The sequence below is a fragment of the Kitasatospora sp. NPDC001095 genome (assembly GCF_053598615.1).
In genome coordinates, this window is the sequence record NZ_JBSFKQ010000045.1 from 17,651 (window position 1) to 36,913 (window position 19,263).

Here is a 19,263-nt window from a genome sequence, read left to right on the forward strand (position 1 = left end):
AGTGCGGGCCTTGTCCTGCTTTCGCAGCCAGGTGCCGGGGCTGAAGGCCGGGTCGGCACTTCCGCCTGTGCGGTTCGCCGGGCCGTCGAGGGTGCCGCCAGCGGCGAGGTAGGCGAGCAGGCGGCGGTAGAAGCGGTTCCAGTCCGGCTCCGGACGCCACAGGCAGGGTCGACGTCGACGCCTTCGTCCCGGCCACCACCAAGACCACTGTGAAGCAGCTCTGACCCACCACGCGACATGCCGAAGACGCCGACCACCTTGGGTGGCCGGCGCCTTCGGTGTTCTGCCGTCAGCCAGGTACGGCGGGCCCGCTGGCGCGGGTCGTGCTTCGAAAGGTCGCCTACCGGCGCCCGACGATCGCGTTGGCGATGGTCTCACGGGTCGTCGCGGTCACCCGGTCGTCGCGGCCGCCCGGACGGCGGCGCGGTGGTCGCGGGCCGGTGGAGGCGAACCCGGGGTTGGTCGGTCTACCAGTGCTCGTTGCGGTCACAGCGCATGTCGTACTTGTCGTGCGCGTCGTGCTTGTGGTGCTTGATCCTGGTGGGGTCGGTGGCGGTGTGAGGGGTGGTGTCGCCGCCCCCGGTGACAACCGCGACGTTGGTGACCTCGTCGTCGGCCCTGCAGGAGACGTCGACCTGCAGCGTGATGGGCGGGTAACTGCTCCCGGCGGGAAGGACGTCGCTACGGGTGCAGGTCAGTGTGCCCTGGTCACAGGTCCAGCCCGCACCGCTGATGCTGTCCGCCTTGAGCCCCGCGGGGAGGGTGTCTTGCATGGTGACCGTGGTGCCGTCGGTCGGGGCGGCCCCGGCGGCGTTGCCCACGGTGATGGTGTAGGTCCCGTCCCGCCCCTGGGTGAAGTGCCCGGTGTGGGTCTTGGTGATGGTCAAGGACGGGAGCGTGTAGGTGATGGTCACCTGGCCGTTGTGGTTCGCCGTCCCGATCGTCGACAGCGCATAGCTCGTGCCGGTACCCGTAGGGGTGGCGAAGCTGCTGCCCCCACCACCGCCGCCCCCACCCGCCGAGGTGCCCGTGCCGTTGACGGCGCCGCTGCCGCCGCCCCCGCCGCCGAAGTACCCGCCCCCACCGCCGCCGCCGCCAGCGATGGCAGTGGCGGCGCAGCCGCCGTCGAACCTGCCCCCGGCGCCGCCGGTACCGACCGTGGCACCGGAGAACCCGCTCCCCGGAGCGCCGTTCGTGACCGCACACAGTGGAACGGTGCCGGAGATCCCGCCGGCTCCCCCGGTACTGGTGCTGGTGCTGCCACCGCCCCCGCCCTGCCCCGGCGCAGCCCCGGGGCCGGTGGCGGTTCCCGCGGTACCGCCGGTGGCGTCCGGCGTTGTCCCGCCGCTTCCTCCGTTCCCTCCCGTGGAGCCCGCTCCGGTGCCGCCGGAGGCACCGCCGCCGCCGGCGACCACCAGCAGGGAGCCACCCGTGCTGACGCTGGAGGCCCCTCCCCCACCCGGGCCTTCGAACTGGAAACCAGCGAGCGGAAAACTCCCCCCCGGGGCGCCGCCGTTGAACCCGCCGGCCCCAGGGATCCCGGTGCCGTTGCAGCCCTTGCCACCGGTGCCGCCGACGTTGACGGTGAAAGTCGTCGGCGCGGTGGTTTGCGGCAGCGTGGTCACCACCCGCGCCCCCGTCCCACCGGCCCCCGTGACGGAACAGGAGGTGCCGGTGTTGTCGGCGCCACCCGCGCCGTCCGCGATGATCGTCACCACCGCCGCCGCCGGAACCGTAAAGGTCTGCGAAGCGCCGGTGAAGGTGAAGGTCTGCGACGGATCAGCCCCCTGTGCCTGCACCTGCACGGCCCCCACCGGCGCGGCGGCCGCCGGTGGAGCCGCGGCCGCCAGCAGCGCCATACCGGACAGCAGCGCACCCCCCACCGACGCCACTCCCACACCACGCTCCCCACGCCGTCCACCCGAGCAGGCCGGATCGGACGCGACGACGGCACCAACCGGGATCGTCCCACCGACCAGGTCCCTGTCGAACACGGCCACGGGCCGCTGACGGCCGACCCGGTACCACGGCAGATCGCCCTGTCCACGCGTACGAGCACCCATCCGCAGTTTCACCTCTCCTCACAACGAAGCGCCCCGCACCGCCCGAACGACAAGACATCAGCACCACAGGACACCCGACTGAAAATCATGACAAAACGTCATTAGATACCCTGGTCTGGTCACTTCGAGGTAGCGAGGTAACCCGAGAAACCCCGCGTGTCGCGTCGGCCGCCGGCCTTCTGGAACGTGTGCGGCACCGCATCGGAGGAGGCCGGCGCCTCCACACAGCCCCGGTTGCCGCAGGCGCAGTCGGGGCCGCCCGGCTCGATCGGCAGGTGCCCGAACTCGTCGGCGGAGCGTCGGCCGTGCTGGCGCTGTCCTTCCTCTTGCACCCGCCGGGCCGGCCGGAGGACTCGCGGGCGCTGGCGGACCTGGCCCTGTAGTCGGGACGGCCCGTCGGGGAGCGAAAGGCCGGAACCTGCAGTCTCGGACCATGACGTCACCACGACCGGCCGACATCCCGCGGCTCGGGTTCGGTCGCATCGGATCGACCTCGGGCCGGGGTACTGCGTTCGGTGGTGCCTGGCGGTAGCTTGGCGGTCCATGACGGCTTTTCGTATCGGTGTGATGTACGACCGCTCCTGGGATCCGGCCGGGCTGCCCGCCTTCGCCCGGGAGGTCGAGGCGCTGGGGGTGGACGATCTGTGGGTCGTCGAGGACCTCGGGTGGAACGGCGGGGTCTCGGCGGCGGCGGTGGCGCTCGGGGCGACCGAGCGACTGCGGGTCGGCATCGGGATCGCGCCGGCACCCTTGCGCAGCCCCGCGCTGCTGGCGATGGAGGTGGCGACCCTGGCCAGGGTGTTCCCCGGTCGGCTGGTGGCCGGGATCGGTCACGGGGTGCGGGAGTGGATGCGCCAGGTCGGTGTGGCCCCGAGGTCACCGCTGGCGCTGCTGGAGGAGACCCTGACCGCGGTACGCGGTCTGCTGCGCGGCGAGCGCGTCACCGTGGACGGGCGTGAACTGCACATGGAGGGGGTGGAGTTGGTCCACCCGCCCGCGAAGGACTCGGTGCCGCCGGTGATCGCGGGGGTCGTCTCGCCCAAGTCCCTGGAGCTGGCCGGCCGTGCCGCGCAGGGCACACTCGTGGCCGAGGGCCACGGCCCGGAGGACCTGCGCGCGGTCCGCGCCGCCGCGGAGCGCGGCGGCGCGGGCCCGGACCACACGATCACCGTGTTCACCTTCCTCGGCGTGGGAGACGCGGCAGCACCGGCCCTGCGGGACGCCGTCGCCGGACACGCGCAGTGGTTGGGGCGCGACGCCTCGGCGACGTTCGCGGCCGGTGGCACGGGGGCCGAGGCCGTGGTGGCGCTCCACGCGCTCGGGGCGGCGGGCGCGCAGACGGTGGTGTTGCGGATCTGCGGCCCGGAGCCCCTCGCGCAGCTGCGCGAGGTGATGGCGGCACTCGGCCGCTGAGCCACCGCGCCGCAGGTCAGGGGGCGGGGCTCCGCCGGTGTGCGGCTCGCTCACCGGACGGCACCCCGGGTCCCGTTCGGCGCCCGCCGGTTCGTCCCGTCCGGGGCACAGGCGAAGAACACGGTGTCGAAGTGCGCCCTCCGGAGAAGCCGTCCGTCAGGTCGGAATCCCGCACTGGCGGGAACATGACGGCAGCACTTCGGAGGGCGTCCGTCCCCGGGGCGGGACGGTCCGAGCGCCTCCGGCCGTCTCCGGGTCAGGTGAGCCAGACCTCCCGGACGGTGCGCAGCGGGTCGCGTTCCGGTCGCGGTTCGGCGTGCCAGCGCATGGTGGAGCGGCCGTCCCCGTACGGGGGCCAGGCGGTTCCGGGATCGAGGTCGCGGACGAAGGCGACCCAGGCGGCGTGGACGGCGTCGGCCAGTGCCTGCGGCGGGTGGGCTCCGAGGGCGGCCTCGACGCCCTCGGCGTGCAGGAGGTCGAAGGCGAAGGGCAGGTCACTGCAGTGGTAGGCCTGGCCGGTCCGGCCGGGGGCACTGCCGGACCAGTCGAACTGGTAGAGCCAGGTGGGCCGTTGGCGTTCAGTGCGGGCCTCGGCGACGGCCAGGGCGGGGCCGCGGAACAGCCAGTCGGTGATCGCGTCGCCGGCGGCCGCGTCCGGGTGCTCGGCGAGGAACCGTGCGGCGCGGCTGTCGTCCAGACCCAAGTCGACCAGCAGGCCGCAGAGTTCACCCTCGGCGGCCGGCGCGGCCGCATCGGCCGGGGCGGCGAACTCGTGCGCGGTGAAGCCGAGCAGCAGCGGGACGTCCGCGTCGGCGAGCGCCTCCGGCACCGGGCGGGGCACCAACTCGCCGTCGGTGAAGGGTGCGAGGAGCAGCGCGGGCAGTTCGTCGCGGGCCGGGCCTGGGGCGTCGAGCGCGTCCTGGAGGGCGAGCAGCTCGGCGTCGGTGGCGTCCCGGAGGACGGCCGCGGTGGCGGGCACGCCGGTGCGCTCGGCGAACGCCCGGCTGACGGCCTCGGCGGTGGCCCGGTCCTGCGGGCGCATCACCGCGCCGGAGGCCGAGATCGCGGCGCGGAACAGGCCCCGGGCGGCGGGCGTGGCGAGCAGCGTCTGAACGGCGCCGCCGCCGGCCGACTGTCCGGCGACGGTGACCTTCGCGGGATCGCCGCCGAAGGAGGCGATGTTGTCCCGTACCCATTCCAGCGCCGCGATCCAGTCCCGTACGCCGCGGTTGTCGGGGGCGTCGGGAAGGTGGAGGAAGCCCTCGATGCCGAGCCGGTAGCCGATCGAGACCACGACCACGCCGTCCCGGTTGAAGGCCGCGCCGTCGTACCAGGGGCTCGCCGAGCAGCCGGCGACGAAGCCGCCGCCGTGGATCCAGACGAGTACCGGCAGGCCGGCCGCCGGGGCGAGATCCGGGGTGAACACGTTGAGGTTGAGGATCCCGGCGCCCGGGATGGTCGGTTCGGGGATGGTGGTGACCTCACCGAACGGGCGGCGCTGCGCGGTCGGCCCGTAGGCGGTGGCGTCCAGCGCCTCGGTCCACGGCCGGGCCGGCACGGGGGCGGCGAACCGCAGCTCGCCGACCGGCGGTTGGGCGTACGGGATGCCCAGGAAGCGGACGCTGCCGTCGGCGCGGCGCTCGCCGTGCACCGGGCCCCGGCGGGTGGGGACGACGGGGTGCTGCGGGGTCGGGGCGGTCATGCGGGTCCTCCGGTGGGGGTCACGGGCGCGGCGCCTCGTGGTCGATGTAGTGCCGGAGCCGGTTCAGCTCCTGGGGGTCGGCCGTGCGGACACCGTAGGTCCGGTCGGGGGTGACGGGGGTGACGGAGATCCGGCCGTCGCGCAGCAGGGCGAGCGCGTCGGCGTCGGGGACGGTCTCGGTGCAGGCGTCGCCGGGTCCGTGCTCGCAGAGCCCGAGGGTGATGGCGAAGCTGTCGGCGCCGGCGGGCTCGTAGGCCTGCCAGATCTCGCGGCCGTGGCCGACGGTGGTCCAGCGGGCGGGCCCGGCGGGGCGGCCGCCGGTGACGTCCGGGTAGTCGACCTTGAGCGCGAAGTGGGTGCTGAACAGGCCCCGGGTGCGCAGCCCGGCCAGCAGGCGGGCGGCGAAGTCGGCGGTCGCCCGGTAGTCGGCGAGCGGGAAGAAGGCGCCGCTGTCGTCGCCCACCGAGGAGAGGGCGACGGCCGGCACGTCCTCCTCAATGGCGGCCAGGGCGGCACCGACCGTGCCGGAGTCGTTGACCTGGGCGCTCACGTTGGGGCCGGAGTTGATGCCGGTGACCACCAGGTCGGGGCCGTCCGTCCAGCCCGCCTTGGCCGCGAGGCCGGCTCGCAGGGCGAGTTTGACGGTGTCGGCGGGGGTGGCGCTCGGGCTGTCCGGGGCGCAGGGGCCGGCGGCGAGGCAGACGCCGTAGACCGGGGCACCGGAGGGTGCTCCCCCGCAGTCGTTCCGGTAGCCGGCCGGGAGGTCGGTGCGGTGGCTCAGGGTGAGGGTGCCGCCGTTGGTGACGGCGGTGCCCTTGCCGGACTGCACCTGCCAGGGTGCCATCACCACGACGTCCGCCCCGGCCGCGCAGAGGGCGCGGCGGAGTTCGTAGAGGCCGAGGCCGTCGGAGTTCGAGCCTTGGCGGCCCGCATGGAGTCGTCGTTGGTGAGCAGCACGCGCAGGCCGGCCAGCGGTCGGGCCGTCGAAGGGGCCGGCTCGGCCGCCGAGGCGGTGACTCCGCCGGCCAGTACGGCCGAGGCGGCGGTGACGGCGATGAGTCTTCGGGCGACGGCTCTCATCCATCGTGTCCTTCCGGGGCGGGCTGGGTCAGGTCGAGCCCGGCTCCGTACGGGAAGACCGGGTCGACGGTGTCGTGGGGGACGTCCGGGCGGGAGGCCTCGACGGCGGCCATCGAGCACGGCAGTTCGAAGGGCAGCCGTCCTTCGGCGCGGGCGCGGCCGAAGACGACGTCGAGCATCGCCTCGTCGCTCGCGCCGTAGTCGGCGATCACGGCGGCGGCCCGTTCGGCGATCTCCGGGATGACGGCGGGCCGTTCGAGGTTGATCAGCACGACGGTGGGAACGGCGTCGAGCACCCGCAGGATCGCGGCCGACTCGGCCTCGGGGAAGTCGAGGTGGCCCGAGTGGAACATCGACTCGAAGCGGTTCGCCCGGTACTCGTACGGGGTGAACAGCCGCAGGACGGCGAGGTCGGCCTCGGCCGGGGTGGCGGCGAGGCGACCGTAGCGGGAGACGGTCGCGCGGTCCAGGCCCTCGGTGTAGAGGCGGGGGGCGGTGCGCTTGACGGGCAGGGTGCGGTCGCGGTTGGTCAGGACGGTGAGCGAGCGGCGCTGGGCGGCGGCCCCCGCGGCCCGGAACTCGGCCCTGCCGACGATCTCCCCGGCGGCGTCCGGGTCGACGTAGCGCCGGTCGTCGAAGAGGCCGAGGACGAACTTCTCGCGCAGCAGGCGCCGCACCGAGTGGTCGATCCGGTCCTGGGCGATCCGGCCGGAGCGGACCAGGTCGACGATCACCTCGGGGCACTCCTCGCCGCCGAACTGGTCGACGCCCGCGTCCAGCGCCTTGGCCGCGCGCTCGGCGACGGTGAGGTGTTCGACGCCCCATGCCCTTGCCTGGTGCGGCTCGCCGAAGATCTCGTCGTCGGTGAGCAGCCCCCAGTCGGTGCAGACGATGCCGTCGAAGCCGAGCTGCTCGCGGAGCAGGCCGGTGACCACGCCCCGGTTGAAGCCGAAGCCGACCTCCTCCCAGTCGGTGCCGATCGGCTGGCCGTAGTACGGCATCATCTGCGCAGCGCCGGCCGCGATGGCGGCGCGGAACGGCGCGAGGTGCAGTTCGCGCATCCCGCCGGGGTAGACCTGCTCCTTGCCGTGCGGGAAGTGCGGGTCCTCGCCGTCCTTCTGGGGGCCGCCGCCGGGGAAGTGCTTGACCATGGTGGCGACGCTGTCCTTGCCGAGGCGCTCGCCCTGGAAGCCGCGGATGTAGGCCTGGACGAGTTCCGAGGTGAGCGCGGCGTCGGCGCCGAAGGTGCCCGTCTGGCGGGACCAGCGCGGCTCGGTGGCGAGGTCGATCTGGGGGTGCAGGGCGACCCGCAGGCCGACGGCCAGGTACTCCCGGCGGGCGATGTCGGCGAAGCGGTGGACCAGTTCGGGGTCGCGGACGGCGGCCAGGCCGATCGCCTCGGGCCAGGCGGAGAACGCGCCGGCGTGGATGGAGGCGCCGATGTTGAGGGTGAAGGAGTGCCGGGGGTCGGTGGAGACGGTGACGGGGATGCCGAGCCGGGTGCCGGCGGCGATCTCCTGCACGGCGTTGTGCCACTCGGCGAGCTGCCGGGGGCCCGCGGTGCCGACCAGGTTGAAGTGGTTCAGCCCCTGATCGCGGATCAGTCCGGTGGTGTCGGCCGGGAATTCGGTGTCGTCCCCGTCCGTCGCTTCGACCGGGCGGCCGTCCTGGTGCATCGGGATCATGGTGTGGAAGAGCAGGCCGGCCTTCTCCTCCAGGGTCATCCGGGCCAGCAGGTCGGTGACCCGCTCGTCGACGGGCCGGGACGGGTCCTGGTACGGGTGGACGGCGGCGGTGGTGGTGCGCACGTGCGGGGTCTCCCAGGGAGGTTCGAGACGGACGGGGGGTTCAGCGGACGGTCTTGATCGGAGCCACCGCGAGCGCCCCGACGAGGATGATCAGCGCGGCGACCAGGTACAGCGCGTCGTAGCCGGCCGCGCCGACCACGAGTGAGGCCACGAAGGGCGCGATGATCTGCGGCCCGGCGTTGGCGATGTTCAGCACGCCGAGGTCGCGGGCGGCGTCGTCGGCGCTCGGCAGCACCAGGGTGACCAGCGCGGTGTCCACGGCCATGAAGCAGCCGAAGGCGATCCCGGCGAGCACGGTGTACAGCAGGATGCCGGTCCAGTCCGGGAGCAGCACCGGGACGGTCATGGTGGCGGCGGCCAGCACGCAGGAGACCGCGATCAACGGCTTGCGCCGCCCGAGCCGGTCGCAGAGCCAGCCGCCGAGGGCGGTGGCGGCCAGGGTGGAGACGGCGTCGACGGGTGCCAGCACGGCCTGGGCGCCGGCCGCGTCCATGCCGTCGGGCAGCTCGATGTGGTCCTGCAGGACGTAGAACTGGAACAGCGAGACCGCGAAGAAGCCGAGCATCATCAGGAAGCGGCCGATGAACGCCCAGCGGAAGTCCGCGGCCCGCAGCGTCGTGGTAAAGGCGACGAGTTGACGGCGCAGCGGCACGGCTTCCACCGGCGGCAGCTTCTCCTCCCGGACCAGCACGGTGAACAGCACGGCGGTCAGGGCGATCACCGCGCCGGTCACCAGGTAGCCGGTGCCGACGGAGTCGGGGACGTAGCGGGTGGCCAGGGTGACCCCGACGACCGAGCCGATCGGGGTGCCGATGCCGACCATCGCGGAGGCGAGCCCCCGGCGTCCGGCCGGAACGCGGTCGGGGACGACCGCGGTGAGTGCGGACTGGTAGACGTTCATCGCGGCCTGGACCAGGCACCAGGCGATGGTGACCAGCAGGATCGTGCGCACCTGCCCGAGCAGGGCGAGGGTGGCGAAGGCGGCGAGGCCGCCGCCGAGGATCCACGGGTTGCGGCGGCGGGAGCGGTCGGAGAGCAGGCCGGCCAGCGGGTTGAAGAGGGTCGCGAAGACCGCGGCGACGCCGGAGACCAGGCCGAGGCTGCCCACTTTGCCGTCGGGGTCGAGGAGTTCGATCTGGGCGGGCAGCAGGACCTGTCCGATGCCCAGGTAGACGAGGTACATGGCGGCGTTGCCGAGGGTGAGCATCGGCAGCAGCCGACGGCCGCCGGCGATCGGGGGTGGCTTCTCGGCCCCGTCTCTCCGGGCGCCGTCGGCGGTGTCGGTGGTGGTCATGACCGGCCTCCTGGGTGGCCACAGGTCCCGTGCGTCGGGAAGTCGGGGAGGGGCCCGGGGGACGGCGAGGCTCGGCTCCGGTCGGCGGGCGGGTGGGGGCCGACCGGGCGGCTCAGGGCGCCGGCCCGGGTGCGCTCACAGCGAACCATGAAAACCGAGTAGGCAGTAGGTTTTCGACATGTGGCCCAGGTCACACCCGACCTGGGTGGGCGATCCAGTGGCTAAGGTGACAGTCATGGACGTCAAGGACGGGTCGGAGACCCGCGGCACGGGCAGGGGCTCGGCACGCGGCACGTACGCGGTGGGCGACGAGCGGCGCTCGCGCATCCTGGACGCCGCCGTCGAGCACTTCGCGCAGTGGGGCTTCCACGCCACCTCGCTCGCCCGGATCGCCAAGGACGTCGGCATCACCCAGGGCGGTCTGCTGCACCACTTCCGCACCAAGGAAGCCCTGCTGGTGTCGGTGCTGGAGGCGAGCGACGAGCACGACACCGAGCGGTTCTTCGCGCAGGAGTGCGCGACCGTCGCCGAGTGGTTCCACCGGCTGCTCGCCCTGACCGCCCACAACAGCCGCCGGCCCGGCCGCACCCGGATGTTCAACGCCCTGGTCGGCGAGTCCGGGGACCCGGACCACCCGGCGCACGCCTTCTTCGCCCGCCGCTACCGCACCCTGGTCACCGACGCCGCGCAGTCACTGCGCCGGGGGGTGGACAGCGGCGAGCTGCACGCCGACACCGACTGCGCGGCCGAGGCGCGGCAGTTGCTGGCGGTCATGGACGGGCTGCAGCTGCAGTGGGTGCTCGACCCGGAGTCGGTGGACATGACCGAGCAGTTGCGCCGGTACCTGGACCGGCTGTACCGGGGGCTGTCCACCGCGGGATCGGGCCTGCCGCCGCATCCCGCCGGGTCCTGATCGCACCACCACCAGCCGGGCGCCGAGGCCATCGCCCCCGGATCCCGGACCGGATCGAGCCCACGTCCGCCGAGCGGCGGCGCTTATGTCAACGCCATTGACGTTGAGTCCGGCGCGACGGTCTGATGGCGGCACACGGAGGCCCGGGGCCTCCGCGCACCGCAGCCATGCACCGAAGGAGCCACCGCCATGGCCGACCCCGTCCACGCCCTCCGGGACGCCCAGCCCGTACCGTTCTGGCTCGACCACCCCGACCGGCCCGCGCCCGCCCCCACCCTGGTCGGCGACGTGCGCTGCGACCTGCTCGTGGTGGGCGGCGGCTACAGCGGCCTGTGGACCGCGCTCATCGCCAAGGAGCGCGACCCCTCGCTCGACGTCGTCGTGGTCGAAGCCCAGGAGACCGGCTGGGCCGCCTCCGGCCGCAACGGCGGCTTCTGCGAGGCCAGCCTCACCCACGGCCTCGCCAACGGCCACCAGCGCTGGCCCGGCGAACTCGACGTCCTGGAGCGGCTCGGCGCCGCAAACCTCCAGGCCATGGAGGACACCGTCAAGCGCCACGGCATCGACTGCGACTGGGAGCGCACCGGCTCCCTCGTCGTCGCCACCGAGCCCTACCAGGTCGGCGGGCTGCACGAGTTCGCGGAACTCGCCGCCCGCTACGGCAGCCCGCTCGACTTCCTGGACCGCGCGGCCGTCCGCGCCGAGATCGACTCCCCCACCTTCCTCGGCGCCCTGTGGGACCGCGAGGGCGTCGCCATGCTCAACCCCGCCCGCCTCGCCTGGGGCCTCAGGCAGGCCTGCCTCGACCAGGGCGTGCGGATCTTCGAACACACCCCCGCGACCGGCCTCACCGACTCCCCGCGCGGGATCACCGTCCGCACCCCGTACGGCCGCGTCGGCGCCCGCCACGTCGCACTCGCCACCAACGCCTTCCCCTCGCTGCTGCGCCGCCACCGCCCGTACACCGTGCCGGTCTACGACTACGCGCTGATGACCGAACCGCTGACCGAGGCGCAGCTCGCCTCGGTGGGCTGGCGGGGCCGCCAGGGCTTCTCGGACAGCGCCAACCACTTCCACTACGTCCGGCTCTCCGCCGACAACCGCATCCTGTTCGGCGGCTACGACGTGATCCACCAGTACCGCGGCCGGGTACGCGCCGAACGCGACCAGCGGCCGGAGACCTTCGCCACCCTCGCCCAGCACTTCTTCCGGACCTTCCCCCAGCTGGAGGGCCTGCGCTTCACCCACGCCTGGGGCGGCGCCATCGACACCTGCACCCGGTTCAGCGCCTTCTTCGACCTCTCCCACGACGGCCGGGTCGCCTACGCCGCCGGCTACACCGGCCTCGGCGTCGGCGCCACCCGCTTCGGGGCCGAGGTGATGCTCGACCTCCTGGCCGGCGCCCGCACCGAACGCACCGCCCTGGAGATGGTCCGCCGCAAGCCCCTGCCCTTCCCGCCCGAACCCGCCCGCTCGATCGGCATCGGCATCACCCAGTGGGCCCTCACCCGCGCCGACGCCAACGCCGGCCACCGCAACCTCTGGCTGCGCACCCTCGACCGCTTCGGCCTCGGCTTCGATTCCTGACCGGACCGTCGAGCCGCGCGTGCGCCGCGTGACGTCGGTTCACGGGACCGCCCGTCACGCGGGAGCCGAAGAGCCGGGCCGGGGGCGGAACCGACGACACGTCGGTCCCGCCCCCGGCCCGGCTTTCAGCCTGCCCGCCCGCAGCGCTCGATGTCGATCCCGGCGGGGGTCGCCTCGTTGTAGCGGGCCCCGTGCACGGTCGAGGCGTTCAGCACCCGTCCTGCCGCGTCGAGAGCCTCGTCGGGCCGACCGCCGGGACCTCGAACGGCCCGGGCCGCCGCGACACGCGGCGGCCCGGAGCCGAGGTCTTCGCCGCGGTCACGAGGCGGCGGCCGCGAGCTGCTCCTCGAGGGCAGCCAGCGTCCGGTAGCAGTTCAGCACCCGGGCGATGGACGCATTCGGCTCGCGGCCCTCGCGGATGGCGGCGACGAACTCGCGGTCCTGCAGCTCGATGCCGTCCATCGAGACGTCGATCCCGCTCACGTCGATCGGCACGTCGTTGCCGGTGAACAGGTCGTCGTAACGTGCGAGGTAGGTGCCGGTGTCGCCGATGTAGCGGAAGAAGGTGCCCAGCGGACCGTCGTTGTTGAAGGACAGCGACAACGTGCAGATGGCCCCGTTCTCCGCACGCAGCTGGATGGACATGTCCATCGCAATGCCGAGTTCGGGGTGGATCGGTCCCTGGATCGCGTTGGCCTGCACGATCGGGGCCCCGGCCTGGTACGCGAACAGGTCGACGGTGTGCGCGGCGTGGTGCCACAGCAGGTGGTCCGTCCAGGAACGTGCCTGGCCCAGTGCGTTGAGGTTCTCGCGGCGGAAGAAGTAGGTCTGCACGTCCATCTGCTGGATCCGGTAGTCCCCGGCCTGGATCCGCTGCCGCACCCACTGGTGGCTGGGGTTGAAGCGCCGGGTGTGTCCCACCATGGCGACCAGCCCGGTACGTCGCTGCGCCGCGTCGCAGGCCTCGGCGTCGGCCAGCGAGTCGGCCAGCGGGATCTCGACCTGGACGTGCTTGCCCGCCTCCAGACAGGCAAGGGTCTGCCCGGCATGCATCTGGGTGGGCGTCGCGAGGATCACCGCGTCGACGTCGTCCATCGCCAGCACTTCCTCCAGCGTGGCGACGGCGCGGCCCACGGCCTGCTCCTCGGCGAACCGCCGCGCCTTCTCCAGGCTGCTGCTGACCACGGCGGTCACCTCGACGCCCTTGATCCGGCGCAGCGCGGCCGCGTGCTTGGCGCCGAAGGCGCCGCCCCCGACCAGGGCGATCCGGACGGTCTGCTCGTCGGTCATGTCGTCACTCCTTCTCGGCGGGCCTCTCGCCCACCGGGTGGTTCTCAAGGATCAGGTGGCCGACGGCGGTGTTGGACGCCGGCACGTGGTAGAAGCGGTGCTTGACCTCTGTACGGCCCGAGCCGTCGACATCGCTCATCGCTCCGCGGGCGATCAGCCACATGACCAGCTCGATCCCCTCGGAGCCGGCCTCCTCGACGTACTCCAGGTGCGGCACCCGGGCCAGGCCCTCCGGGTCCGAGATCAGCCGGTCCAGGAAGGCGTTGTCCCACTCCCGGTTGATCAGGCCGGCACGCGGCCCCTGGAGCTGGTGGCTCATGCCACCGGTGCCCCACACCTGGACGTTCAGCGGCCTGTCATAGGACTCGATGGCCCTGCGCAGCGCCTGGCCGAGTCGGAAGCACCGCGCGCCCGAAGGCACCGGGTACTGCACCACGTTGACGTGGAACGGGATCACCTTGCACGGCCACCGCTCGACGTCGCCGAACATCAACGACAGCGGCACGGTCAGGCCGTGGTCGACGGTCATCTCGTTGGCGAGGGTGAGGTCGAAGTCGTCGCGGATCAGTGAGTGCGCGATGTGCGCGGCCAGCTCCGGGTCGCCCTCGATCCCGGGGACCGGCCTGGGTCCGTAGCCCTCGTCGGCGGTGGGGTAGGCCGCGCCGGTGCCGAGCACGAAGGTCGGGATCATCGACAGATCGAAGGTGGAGGCGTGGTCGTTGTAGACCAGGAAGACCACGTCGGGGACGTTGTCCCGTTCCCACTGCTTGGAGAACTCGTAGCCCTCGAAGACCGGCCGCCAGTAGGGCTCGTCGGTCTTGTGGTGGTCCATCGCCGCGCCGATCGCCGGTACGTGCGAGGTGAACACCGCGCCGGTGATGACGGCCCGTCCCCGCGGCGACCGCCGGTCGGTGTGCGCCGCTTCGAGGACGGCGTGGTCGATCCGGTTGCCGGCGATGGAGCGGCCGCCGGCGACCATCATGTCGCGGTAGTCCTGCTCGGTCATGCCGGTCATCGAGCCTGCCATCTGCTGGAACGACAGCCCCAGCGTCGCACCCCACTTGGCGAGGAAGTAGATGTTGCCGCCCTCGCGTATCGCGGCGTTGAGGTCGCGGTCGAGCAGCGCCTGCTTCTGTTCCTCCCGCAGTGGCCACGCGTCCAGGTAGGCGCGCTCGTCGGCGAGGTAGCGGTCCCGGTTCTCGGCCGTCATCAAGGACATGCAGAACTGGTTGAGGTGGTAGCCCTTGGCGGACTGCTCGGCGTCGAAGACGGTCGTCCCCGGGACCAGCTTGTAGCTCTTGTCCAGCGACATGGGTGGGTCCTCCGTTCGTGGGACGGCTCAGGCCGGTTCGGGCCAGTACAGGCGCATCGGGTTGTCGACGAGGAGCCTGTGCCGCAGCTCCGGCGTCGGCGCGATGTGCGGCACGAAGTCGACGAGCAGGCCGTCGTCGGGCATGTGGTCGGTGAGGTTCGGGTGCGGCCAGTCGGTGCCCCACAGCACCCGGTCGGGGAACTCCTCGACCACGCGCCGGGCGAACGGGACGACGTCGCGGTAGGCCGTCCGCTCCCCGTCGAGGGCCGGCGGGCCGCTCACCGACAGCCGCTCCGGGCAGGTGACCTTGCACCAGATGTCGGGCCGGGCCCGCATGAAGTCCAGGAAGGACTCGAACTCCGGGCCGTGCGGGTCCTTGGTGACGTCGGGCCGGCCCATGTGGTCGACGACCAGCGGCACCGGGATCGAGAGGAGGAACTCGCGCAGGTCGGGGAGGTCGGCCGCCTCGAAGTAGACGACGACGTGCCAGCCGTACGGTCGGATCCGCTCGACGACGTCCCACAGGTCCTGCTGCGGCGCGGCGTCGACGAGCCGCTTGACGAAGTTGAACCGCACGCCGCGCACACCGGCCTCGTGCAGTTCCCGCACCTGCGCGTCGGGGATCCCGGGGCGCACCGTCGCCACCCCGCGGGCCAGGCCCCCCGATGCCCGCAGGGCGTCGACCATGGCACTGTTGTCGGCGCCGTGGCAGGTCGCCTGGACCACGATGTTGCGGGCGAAGCCCAGGTGGTCGCGCAGCTCGAAGAGCTGGTCCCTGGACGCGTCGCACGGGGTGTACTTGCGTTCGGGGGCGAACGGGAACTCCGCGCCCGGCCCGAAGACGTGACAGTGCGCGTCGACGGCGCCCGCGGGCAGCCGGAACTCCGGGCGGCTCGGACCGGCGTACCAGTCCAGCCAGCCGGGCGTCTTCTCGAAGGCCGTCGTCATCCTCAGTCCTCGTACCGCAGCCCGAGCGCGGCCAGCGGGCCGCGCATGTCGTAGATGTCCAGGCCGAGTTCGCCCGCGCGGAACCTCGCGCGCTTGCCCGCCTCGCCCGCGTCGCGCCTGGCCGCCGCCTCGGCGACCTCGGCAGCCCGCTCGCGCGGCACGACGACGACGCCGTCGCCGCCCGCGACGACGACGTCGCCGGGCCGGACCAGGGCGTTGGCGCAGACCACCGGCACGTTGACCGAGCCGAGGGTGGCCTTGACCGTGCCCTTGGCGTTGATCGACCGCGCGAAGACCGGGAAGTCCATCTCCTCGAGCTCGGCCACGTCGCGCACGCCGCCGTCGATGACCAGGCCCCGGCATCCCCGGGCGCGGAAGGAGGTGGCGAGCAGGTCTCCGAAGAAACCGTCCTCGCTCTCGGTCGTGCAGGCGGCGACGACGACGTCGCCCTCGCGGATCTGCTCCGCGGCGACGTGGAGCATCCAGTTGTCGCCGGGCTGCAGCAACACGGTCACGGCCGTGCCGCAGGTGCGCGCCGTCGGGTAGACCGGACGCAGGTAGGGGCGCATCAGTCCGACCCGGCCCATCGCCTCGTGGATCGTCGCCACGCCGAACTCCGACAGCGCGGCGACGGTCTCGGGGTCGGCGCGGGTGATCGCCGTGTGGACGACACCGATCTCGGTGTGTTCCATGCCTTCTTCTCCTCGGGTCAGCGGCCGGCGGCGAGGCGCGCGGCGAGGCGGGGGTAGACGCGCAGGGCGTTGCCGGCGTAGACGGCCGCCCGCTCCTCGTCCGAGAGGTTCGGCGTCGCGTCGACGTACCGCTTCGTGTCGTCGAAGTGGTGGCCGGTGCGCGGGTCGATGTCGCGGACCGCGCCGATCATCTCGCTGGCGAAGAGGACCGACCGGCTGGGGATCACCCGGGTCAGCAGGTCGACGCCGGGCTGGTGGTAGACGCAGGTGTCGAAGAGGACGTTGTCCAGCAGCGTCTCCGGATCCGGCTTGCCGAGCGCCATCGCCAGGCCGCGGAACCGCCCCCAGTGGTAGGGCACCGCGCCGCCGCCGTGCGGGATCACGAACCGCAGCGTCGGGAAGGCGGCGAACAGGTCGCCCTGGAGCAGCTGCATGAACGCCGTGGTGTCGGCGTTGAGGTAGTGGGCACCGGTGGTGTGGAAGGCCGGGTTGCACGAGGTGCTGACGTGGATCATGGCGGGGATGTCGTACTCGGCCATCGCCTCGTAGACCGGGTACCAGCTGCGGTCGGTCAACGGCGGTGCGCTCCACCGGCCGCCCGACGGGTCGGGGTTGAGGTTGACCGTCACCGCGCCGAGTTCCTCGACGGCGCGGCGCAGCTCGGGCAGGCAGGTGGCGGGGTCGGCGCCGGGCGACTGCGGGAGCATCGCGCCCATCGCGAAGCGGTCGGGGTAGAGCGTGCTGACGCGGTGGACCAGGTCGTTGCAGATCCGTGCCCACACCGAGGAGACCGCGAAGTCGCCGATGTGATGGGCCATGAAGCTGGCCCGCGGGGAGAAGATCGTCAGGTCGCTGCCGCGCTCGTCCATGAGCCGCAGCTGGTTGCCCTCGATCGCCCGGCGCAGGTCGTCGTCGGTGATGACCAGGTCGTCGGGGTCGGGCGCGTCGTCGGCGGAGCCGGCCGCCGCCACCTGCCGGTCCCGCCACTGCGCCAACTGCGGCGGTGCGGTGGTGAAGTGACCGTGACAGTCGATGATCATGTGTGCTCTCCTGAAGGGCGTCCGGGTCAGTCCTGGGCGGCGGTGGGCCAGCCGGTGTACTGCTCGGCGAGGAAGGTGCGGCCGGCCCGGGTGCCCACCGCGTTGTCGAGCTCGCCGAGCTGACGCCGCAGGTCGAACGGCGTGGCGCCGGGCGCGGTGTGCAGCAGCCGGGTCATCCAGTACGAGAAGTTCTGTGCCCGCCAGACCCGTTGGAGGGCGCGCGGCTGGTAATCGTCCAGCGCGGTCGCGCCCTCGCTGCCGAGCGCCCGCAGCAGGACGCCGGCGAGCACCTTCACGTCGTGCAGCGCCAGGTTCAGCCCGCGGGCGCCGGTCGGCGGTACGGTGTGCGCGGCGTCGCCCGCCAGCGCCATCGAGCCCCAGCGCATCGGCTCCTGAACGAACGAGCGGAACCGCAGCACCGTCTTCTCCAGGATCGGCCCCTCCTTGAGCCGGAACCCGTCCTCGCCGGCCACCCGGGCCTGGAGCGTCTCCCAGATGCGGTCGTCCGACCAGGCCTCCACGGGCTCGTCGGGGGCGCACTGGAAGTACATTCGCTGCACGGTCTCGGTGCGCTGGCTGATCAGCGCGAACCCGTGCTCGGAGTGGGCGTAGACCAGCTCGGGTGCGCTCATCGGCGCCTCGGCCATGATGCCGAACCACGCGAAGGGGTACTCCTTGCCGTAGCGCACCCGCCGATCCTCGGGCACCAGGTCGCGGCACATGCTGCGCGACCCGTCCGCGCCGACCACGTACCGCGCCCGGGCTTCGTGGCGGGTCCCGTCGGGCGCGGTCCAGCGGATCCGGGGAGCGTCGGTCGTCACGTCGAGGACCTCGGTCTCCCTGACACCGAAGTGGACCGTGCCGCCGTCGCGCTCCCGGGCGTCGGCCAGGTCGACGAACACGTCGGTCTGCGGGTAGAGCCACACCGACGCGCCGACCAGCTTCTTGAAGTCGACGCGGTACGGCCGGCCGCCGAACCGGAGCTCGACTCCCTCGTGCTCGTGACCGTCGAGCAGGATCCGCTCGGAGACTCCGGTCTCCACGAGGTCCCGGGCCGCGTCGGCTTCGAGGATGCCGGCCCGGTGCGTCGTCTCGATCTCGCGCCGGGTGCGGGTGTCGAGCACGATCGTCTCGACACCGGCGCGCCCGAGCAGGTGGGCCAGCATCAGTCCGGCTGGGCCGGCCCCGACGACGGCGACTGGGACCGAGGCAACGGTGTCGACGACGGCATCGGCCATGGCATCTCCTGAACGGTGGCGCGGGGTTTCGAACACCCCGAACGCTCGCATCCGGGCCCTCGACCGGTCGCCCCTCTTTCCGTCAGGCGGAAACCGCCCCGGGTTTCAGACCGCCGTCCGGGCCCGCCTGCCGAGTTCCTCGGAGATGCCCCGCACCGCCCTCAGCAGCGGCTCGCGCAGCCCGCGCGCCCGGCTCGCGCCCTGCGCCGCGACGACGATCCCCAGGGCGGCGCTCACCGGGCCGGACCGGCCGATCCGCACCGGCGCGGCCACCGCGACGGAGCGCTCCGAGAGCTGCCGGTCACTGACGAAGGCCTGCTCGCGGCGGATCCGGTCCAGCTGCGCCCGCAGCGCCTTCGGGTCGGTGACGGTGTGCGGGGTCCAGGCCCGGAGCGGCGATCCGAGCACCTCCTCCTGGATCTCCCGGGGCGCGTGCGCCAGCAGCACCCGCCCCATCCCGGTGGAGACGACGGGGAACCGCGATCCGACCATCGTGACCACCTCCACCGACCGGTGCCCCGCGATCCGTTCCACGAAGACCAGCTCCGTGCCCTCGCGCACCGCGAGCTGGACGTTCTCGTGGGTCGCCTCGTAGAGGTCCTGCATGAACGGCAGCGCCGAATCGCGCAGGATCTGGGTCCGGGGACACCCCGAGGCGATCTCCCACAGGCGCAGCCCGACGTGCCACGACCCGTCCTCCGCGCGCTCGAGCGCTCCCCATCCCGCCAGCTCCGTGATCACTCGGTGCGTGGTGCTCAAGGCCATGCCCGTACGCTGGGCGATCTCCGACAGTGTCTGCGACGGGTGCTCACGGTCGAAGGTCGAGAGGACCTCAAGGACCTTGCCGGCTGCCGTACTTCGGGTTGTGCTCATCCGGCCAGTG

At 72.8% G+C, this 19,263-nt stretch carries 16 protein-coding genes; 3 read left to right on the forward strand and 13 right to left on the reverse strand.

The genetic code is table 11. From position 1 onward, the window contains the following. Positions 1 to 467 precede the first annotated feature (467 nt). Together ACWDBB_RS28160 and ACWDBB_RS28165 are read right to left on the reverse strand one after the other, a co-directional pair. On the reverse strand, positions 468 to 1,898 hold the full coding sequence (locus tag ACWDBB_RS28160; protein WP_449792255.1) for a hypothetical protein: 1,431 nt from the start codon (positions 1,896 to 1,898) through the stop codon (positions 468 to 470). Positions 1,899 to 2,182: 284 nt separating this feature from the next. Next, positions 2,183 to 2,338: an ROK family protein gene (locus ACWDBB_RS28165; RefSeq protein WP_449792290.1), complete on the reverse strand. Its 156-nt coding sequence runs from the start codon at positions 2,336 to 2,338 to the stop codon at positions 2,183 to 2,185. Positions 2,339 to 2,606: 268 nt separating this feature from the next. On the opposite strand from ACWDBB_RS28165, the gene ACWDBB_RS28170 reads away from it, so the two are divergent. Further along, on the forward strand, positions 2,607 to 3,476 hold the full coding sequence (locus ACWDBB_RS28170) for an LLM class flavin-dependent oxidoreductase (protein WP_449792256.1): 870 nt from the start codon (positions 2,607 to 2,609) through the stop codon (positions 3,474 to 3,476). A gap of 256 nt (positions 3,477 to 3,732) precedes the next feature. Here ACWDBB_RS28170 and ACWDBB_RS28175 read toward each other — a convergent pair whose 3' ends face one another. Genes ACWDBB_RS28175 through ACWDBB_RS28190 form a run of 4 tightly spaced genes read right to left on the reverse strand, consistent with a single transcriptional unit; the run spans position 3,733 to position 9,360 of the window. Beyond that, on the reverse strand, positions 3,733 to 5,178 hold the full coding sequence (locus tag ACWDBB_RS28175; protein ID WP_449792257.1) for a carboxylesterase/lipase family protein: 1,446 nt from the start codon (positions 5,176 to 5,178) through the stop codon (positions 3,733 to 3,735). Positions 5,179 to 5,197: 19 nt separating this feature from the next. Next, positions 5,198 to 6,262: a 5'/3'-nucleotidase SurE gene (gene surE / locus ACWDBB_RS28180; RefSeq protein ID WP_449792258.1), complete on the reverse strand. Its 1,065-nt coding sequence runs from the start codon at positions 6,260 to 6,262 to the stop codon at positions 5,198 to 5,200. Further along, positions 6,255 to 8,066 carry a glycoside hydrolase family 3 protein gene (locus tag ACWDBB_RS28185; RefSeq protein WP_449792259.1) on the reverse strand — a complete coding sequence of 604 codons (1,812 nt, stop codon included), beginning with the start codon at positions 8,064 to 8,066 and terminating at the stop codon, positions 6,255 to 6,257. Before ACWDBB_RS28185 ends, surE begins: the two co-directional genes overlap by 8 nt. A gap of 40 nt (positions 8,067 to 8,106) precedes the next feature. After that, positions 8,107 to 9,360 (reverse strand): MFS transporter, encoded by a 1,254-nt coding sequence (locus ACWDBB_RS28190; protein WP_449792260.1) that lies wholly within the window; start codon positions 9,358 to 9,360, stop codon positions 8,107 to 8,109. A gap of 235 nt (positions 9,361 to 9,595) precedes the next feature. Here ACWDBB_RS28190 and ACWDBB_RS28195 point away from each other — a divergent pair, with 235 nt between their 5' ends. After that, entirely contained in the window at positions 9,596 to 10,273 is a 678-nt protein-coding gene (locus ACWDBB_RS28195; RefSeq protein WP_449792261.1) for a TetR/AcrR family transcriptional regulator, read from the forward strand. 189 nt (positions 10,274 to 10,462) lie between these two features. Then, a complete protein-coding gene (locus ACWDBB_RS28200) occupies positions 10,463 to 11,860 on the forward strand; it encodes an NAD(P)/FAD-dependent oxidoreductase (protein ID WP_449792262.1) in 1,398 nt (465 codons plus the stop codon). Between the two features lie 318 nt (positions 11,861 to 12,178). Here the strand turns inward: ACWDBB_RS28200 and ACWDBB_RS28205 are convergent, their stop codons facing one another. The 7 genes from ACWDBB_RS28205 to ACWDBB_RS28235 all read right to left on the reverse strand — a co-directional run bounded on the left by ACWDBB_RS28205 (position 12,179) and on the right by ACWDBB_RS28235 (position 19,253). Continuing rightward, positions 12,179 to 13,150, reverse strand: coding sequence for a Gfo/Idh/MocA family oxidoreductase (locus tag ACWDBB_RS28205; RefSeq protein WP_449792263.1), 972 nt, complete (start codon positions 13,148 to 13,150; stop codon positions 12,179 to 12,181). Between the two features lie 4 nt (positions 13,151 to 13,154). Further along, complete coding sequence (gene ligA, locus ACWDBB_RS28210) at positions 13,155 to 14,462, reverse strand: protocatechuate 4,5-dioxygenase subunit alpha (protein ID WP_449792264.1); 1,308 nt, start codon at positions 14,460 to 14,462, stop codon at positions 13,155 to 13,157. Positions 14,463 to 14,489: 27 nt separating this feature from the next. Next, positions 14,490 to 15,410, reverse strand: coding sequence for an amidohydrolase family protein (locus tag ACWDBB_RS28215; RefSeq protein ID WP_449792265.1), 921 nt, complete (start codon positions 15,408 to 15,410; stop codon positions 14,490 to 14,492). Positions 15,411 to 15,412: 2 nt separating this feature from the next. Continuing rightward, positions 15,413 to 16,102 carry a 4-carboxy-4-hydroxy-2-oxoadipate aldolase/oxaloacetate decarboxylase gene (gene ligK, locus ACWDBB_RS28220; protein ID WP_449792266.1) on the reverse strand — a complete coding sequence of 230 codons (690 nt, stop codon included), beginning with the start codon at positions 16,100 to 16,102 and terminating at the stop codon, positions 15,413 to 15,415. Between the two features lie 17 nt (positions 16,103 to 16,119). Then, entirely contained in the window at positions 16,120 to 17,142 is a 1,023-nt protein-coding gene (locus ACWDBB_RS28225; RefSeq protein ID WP_449792267.1) for an amidohydrolase family protein, read from the reverse strand. A gap of 26 nt (positions 17,143 to 17,168) precedes the next feature. Beyond that, positions 17,169 to 18,380: a 4-hydroxybenzoate 3-monooxygenase gene (locus tag ACWDBB_RS28230; protein ID WP_449792268.1), complete on the reverse strand. Its 1,212-nt coding sequence runs from the start codon at positions 18,378 to 18,380 to the stop codon at positions 17,169 to 17,171. A 105-nt stretch (positions 18,381 to 18,485) separates the two neighbouring features. Continuing rightward, the gene (locus ACWDBB_RS28235) at positions 18,486 to 19,253 is read right to left on the reverse strand and encodes an IclR family transcriptional regulator (RefSeq protein WP_449792269.1); all 768 of its coding nucleotides are present in this window, start codon (positions 19,251 to 19,253) and stop codon (positions 18,486 to 18,488) included. Between the last annotated feature and the right edge of the window lie 10 nt (positions 19,254 to 19,263).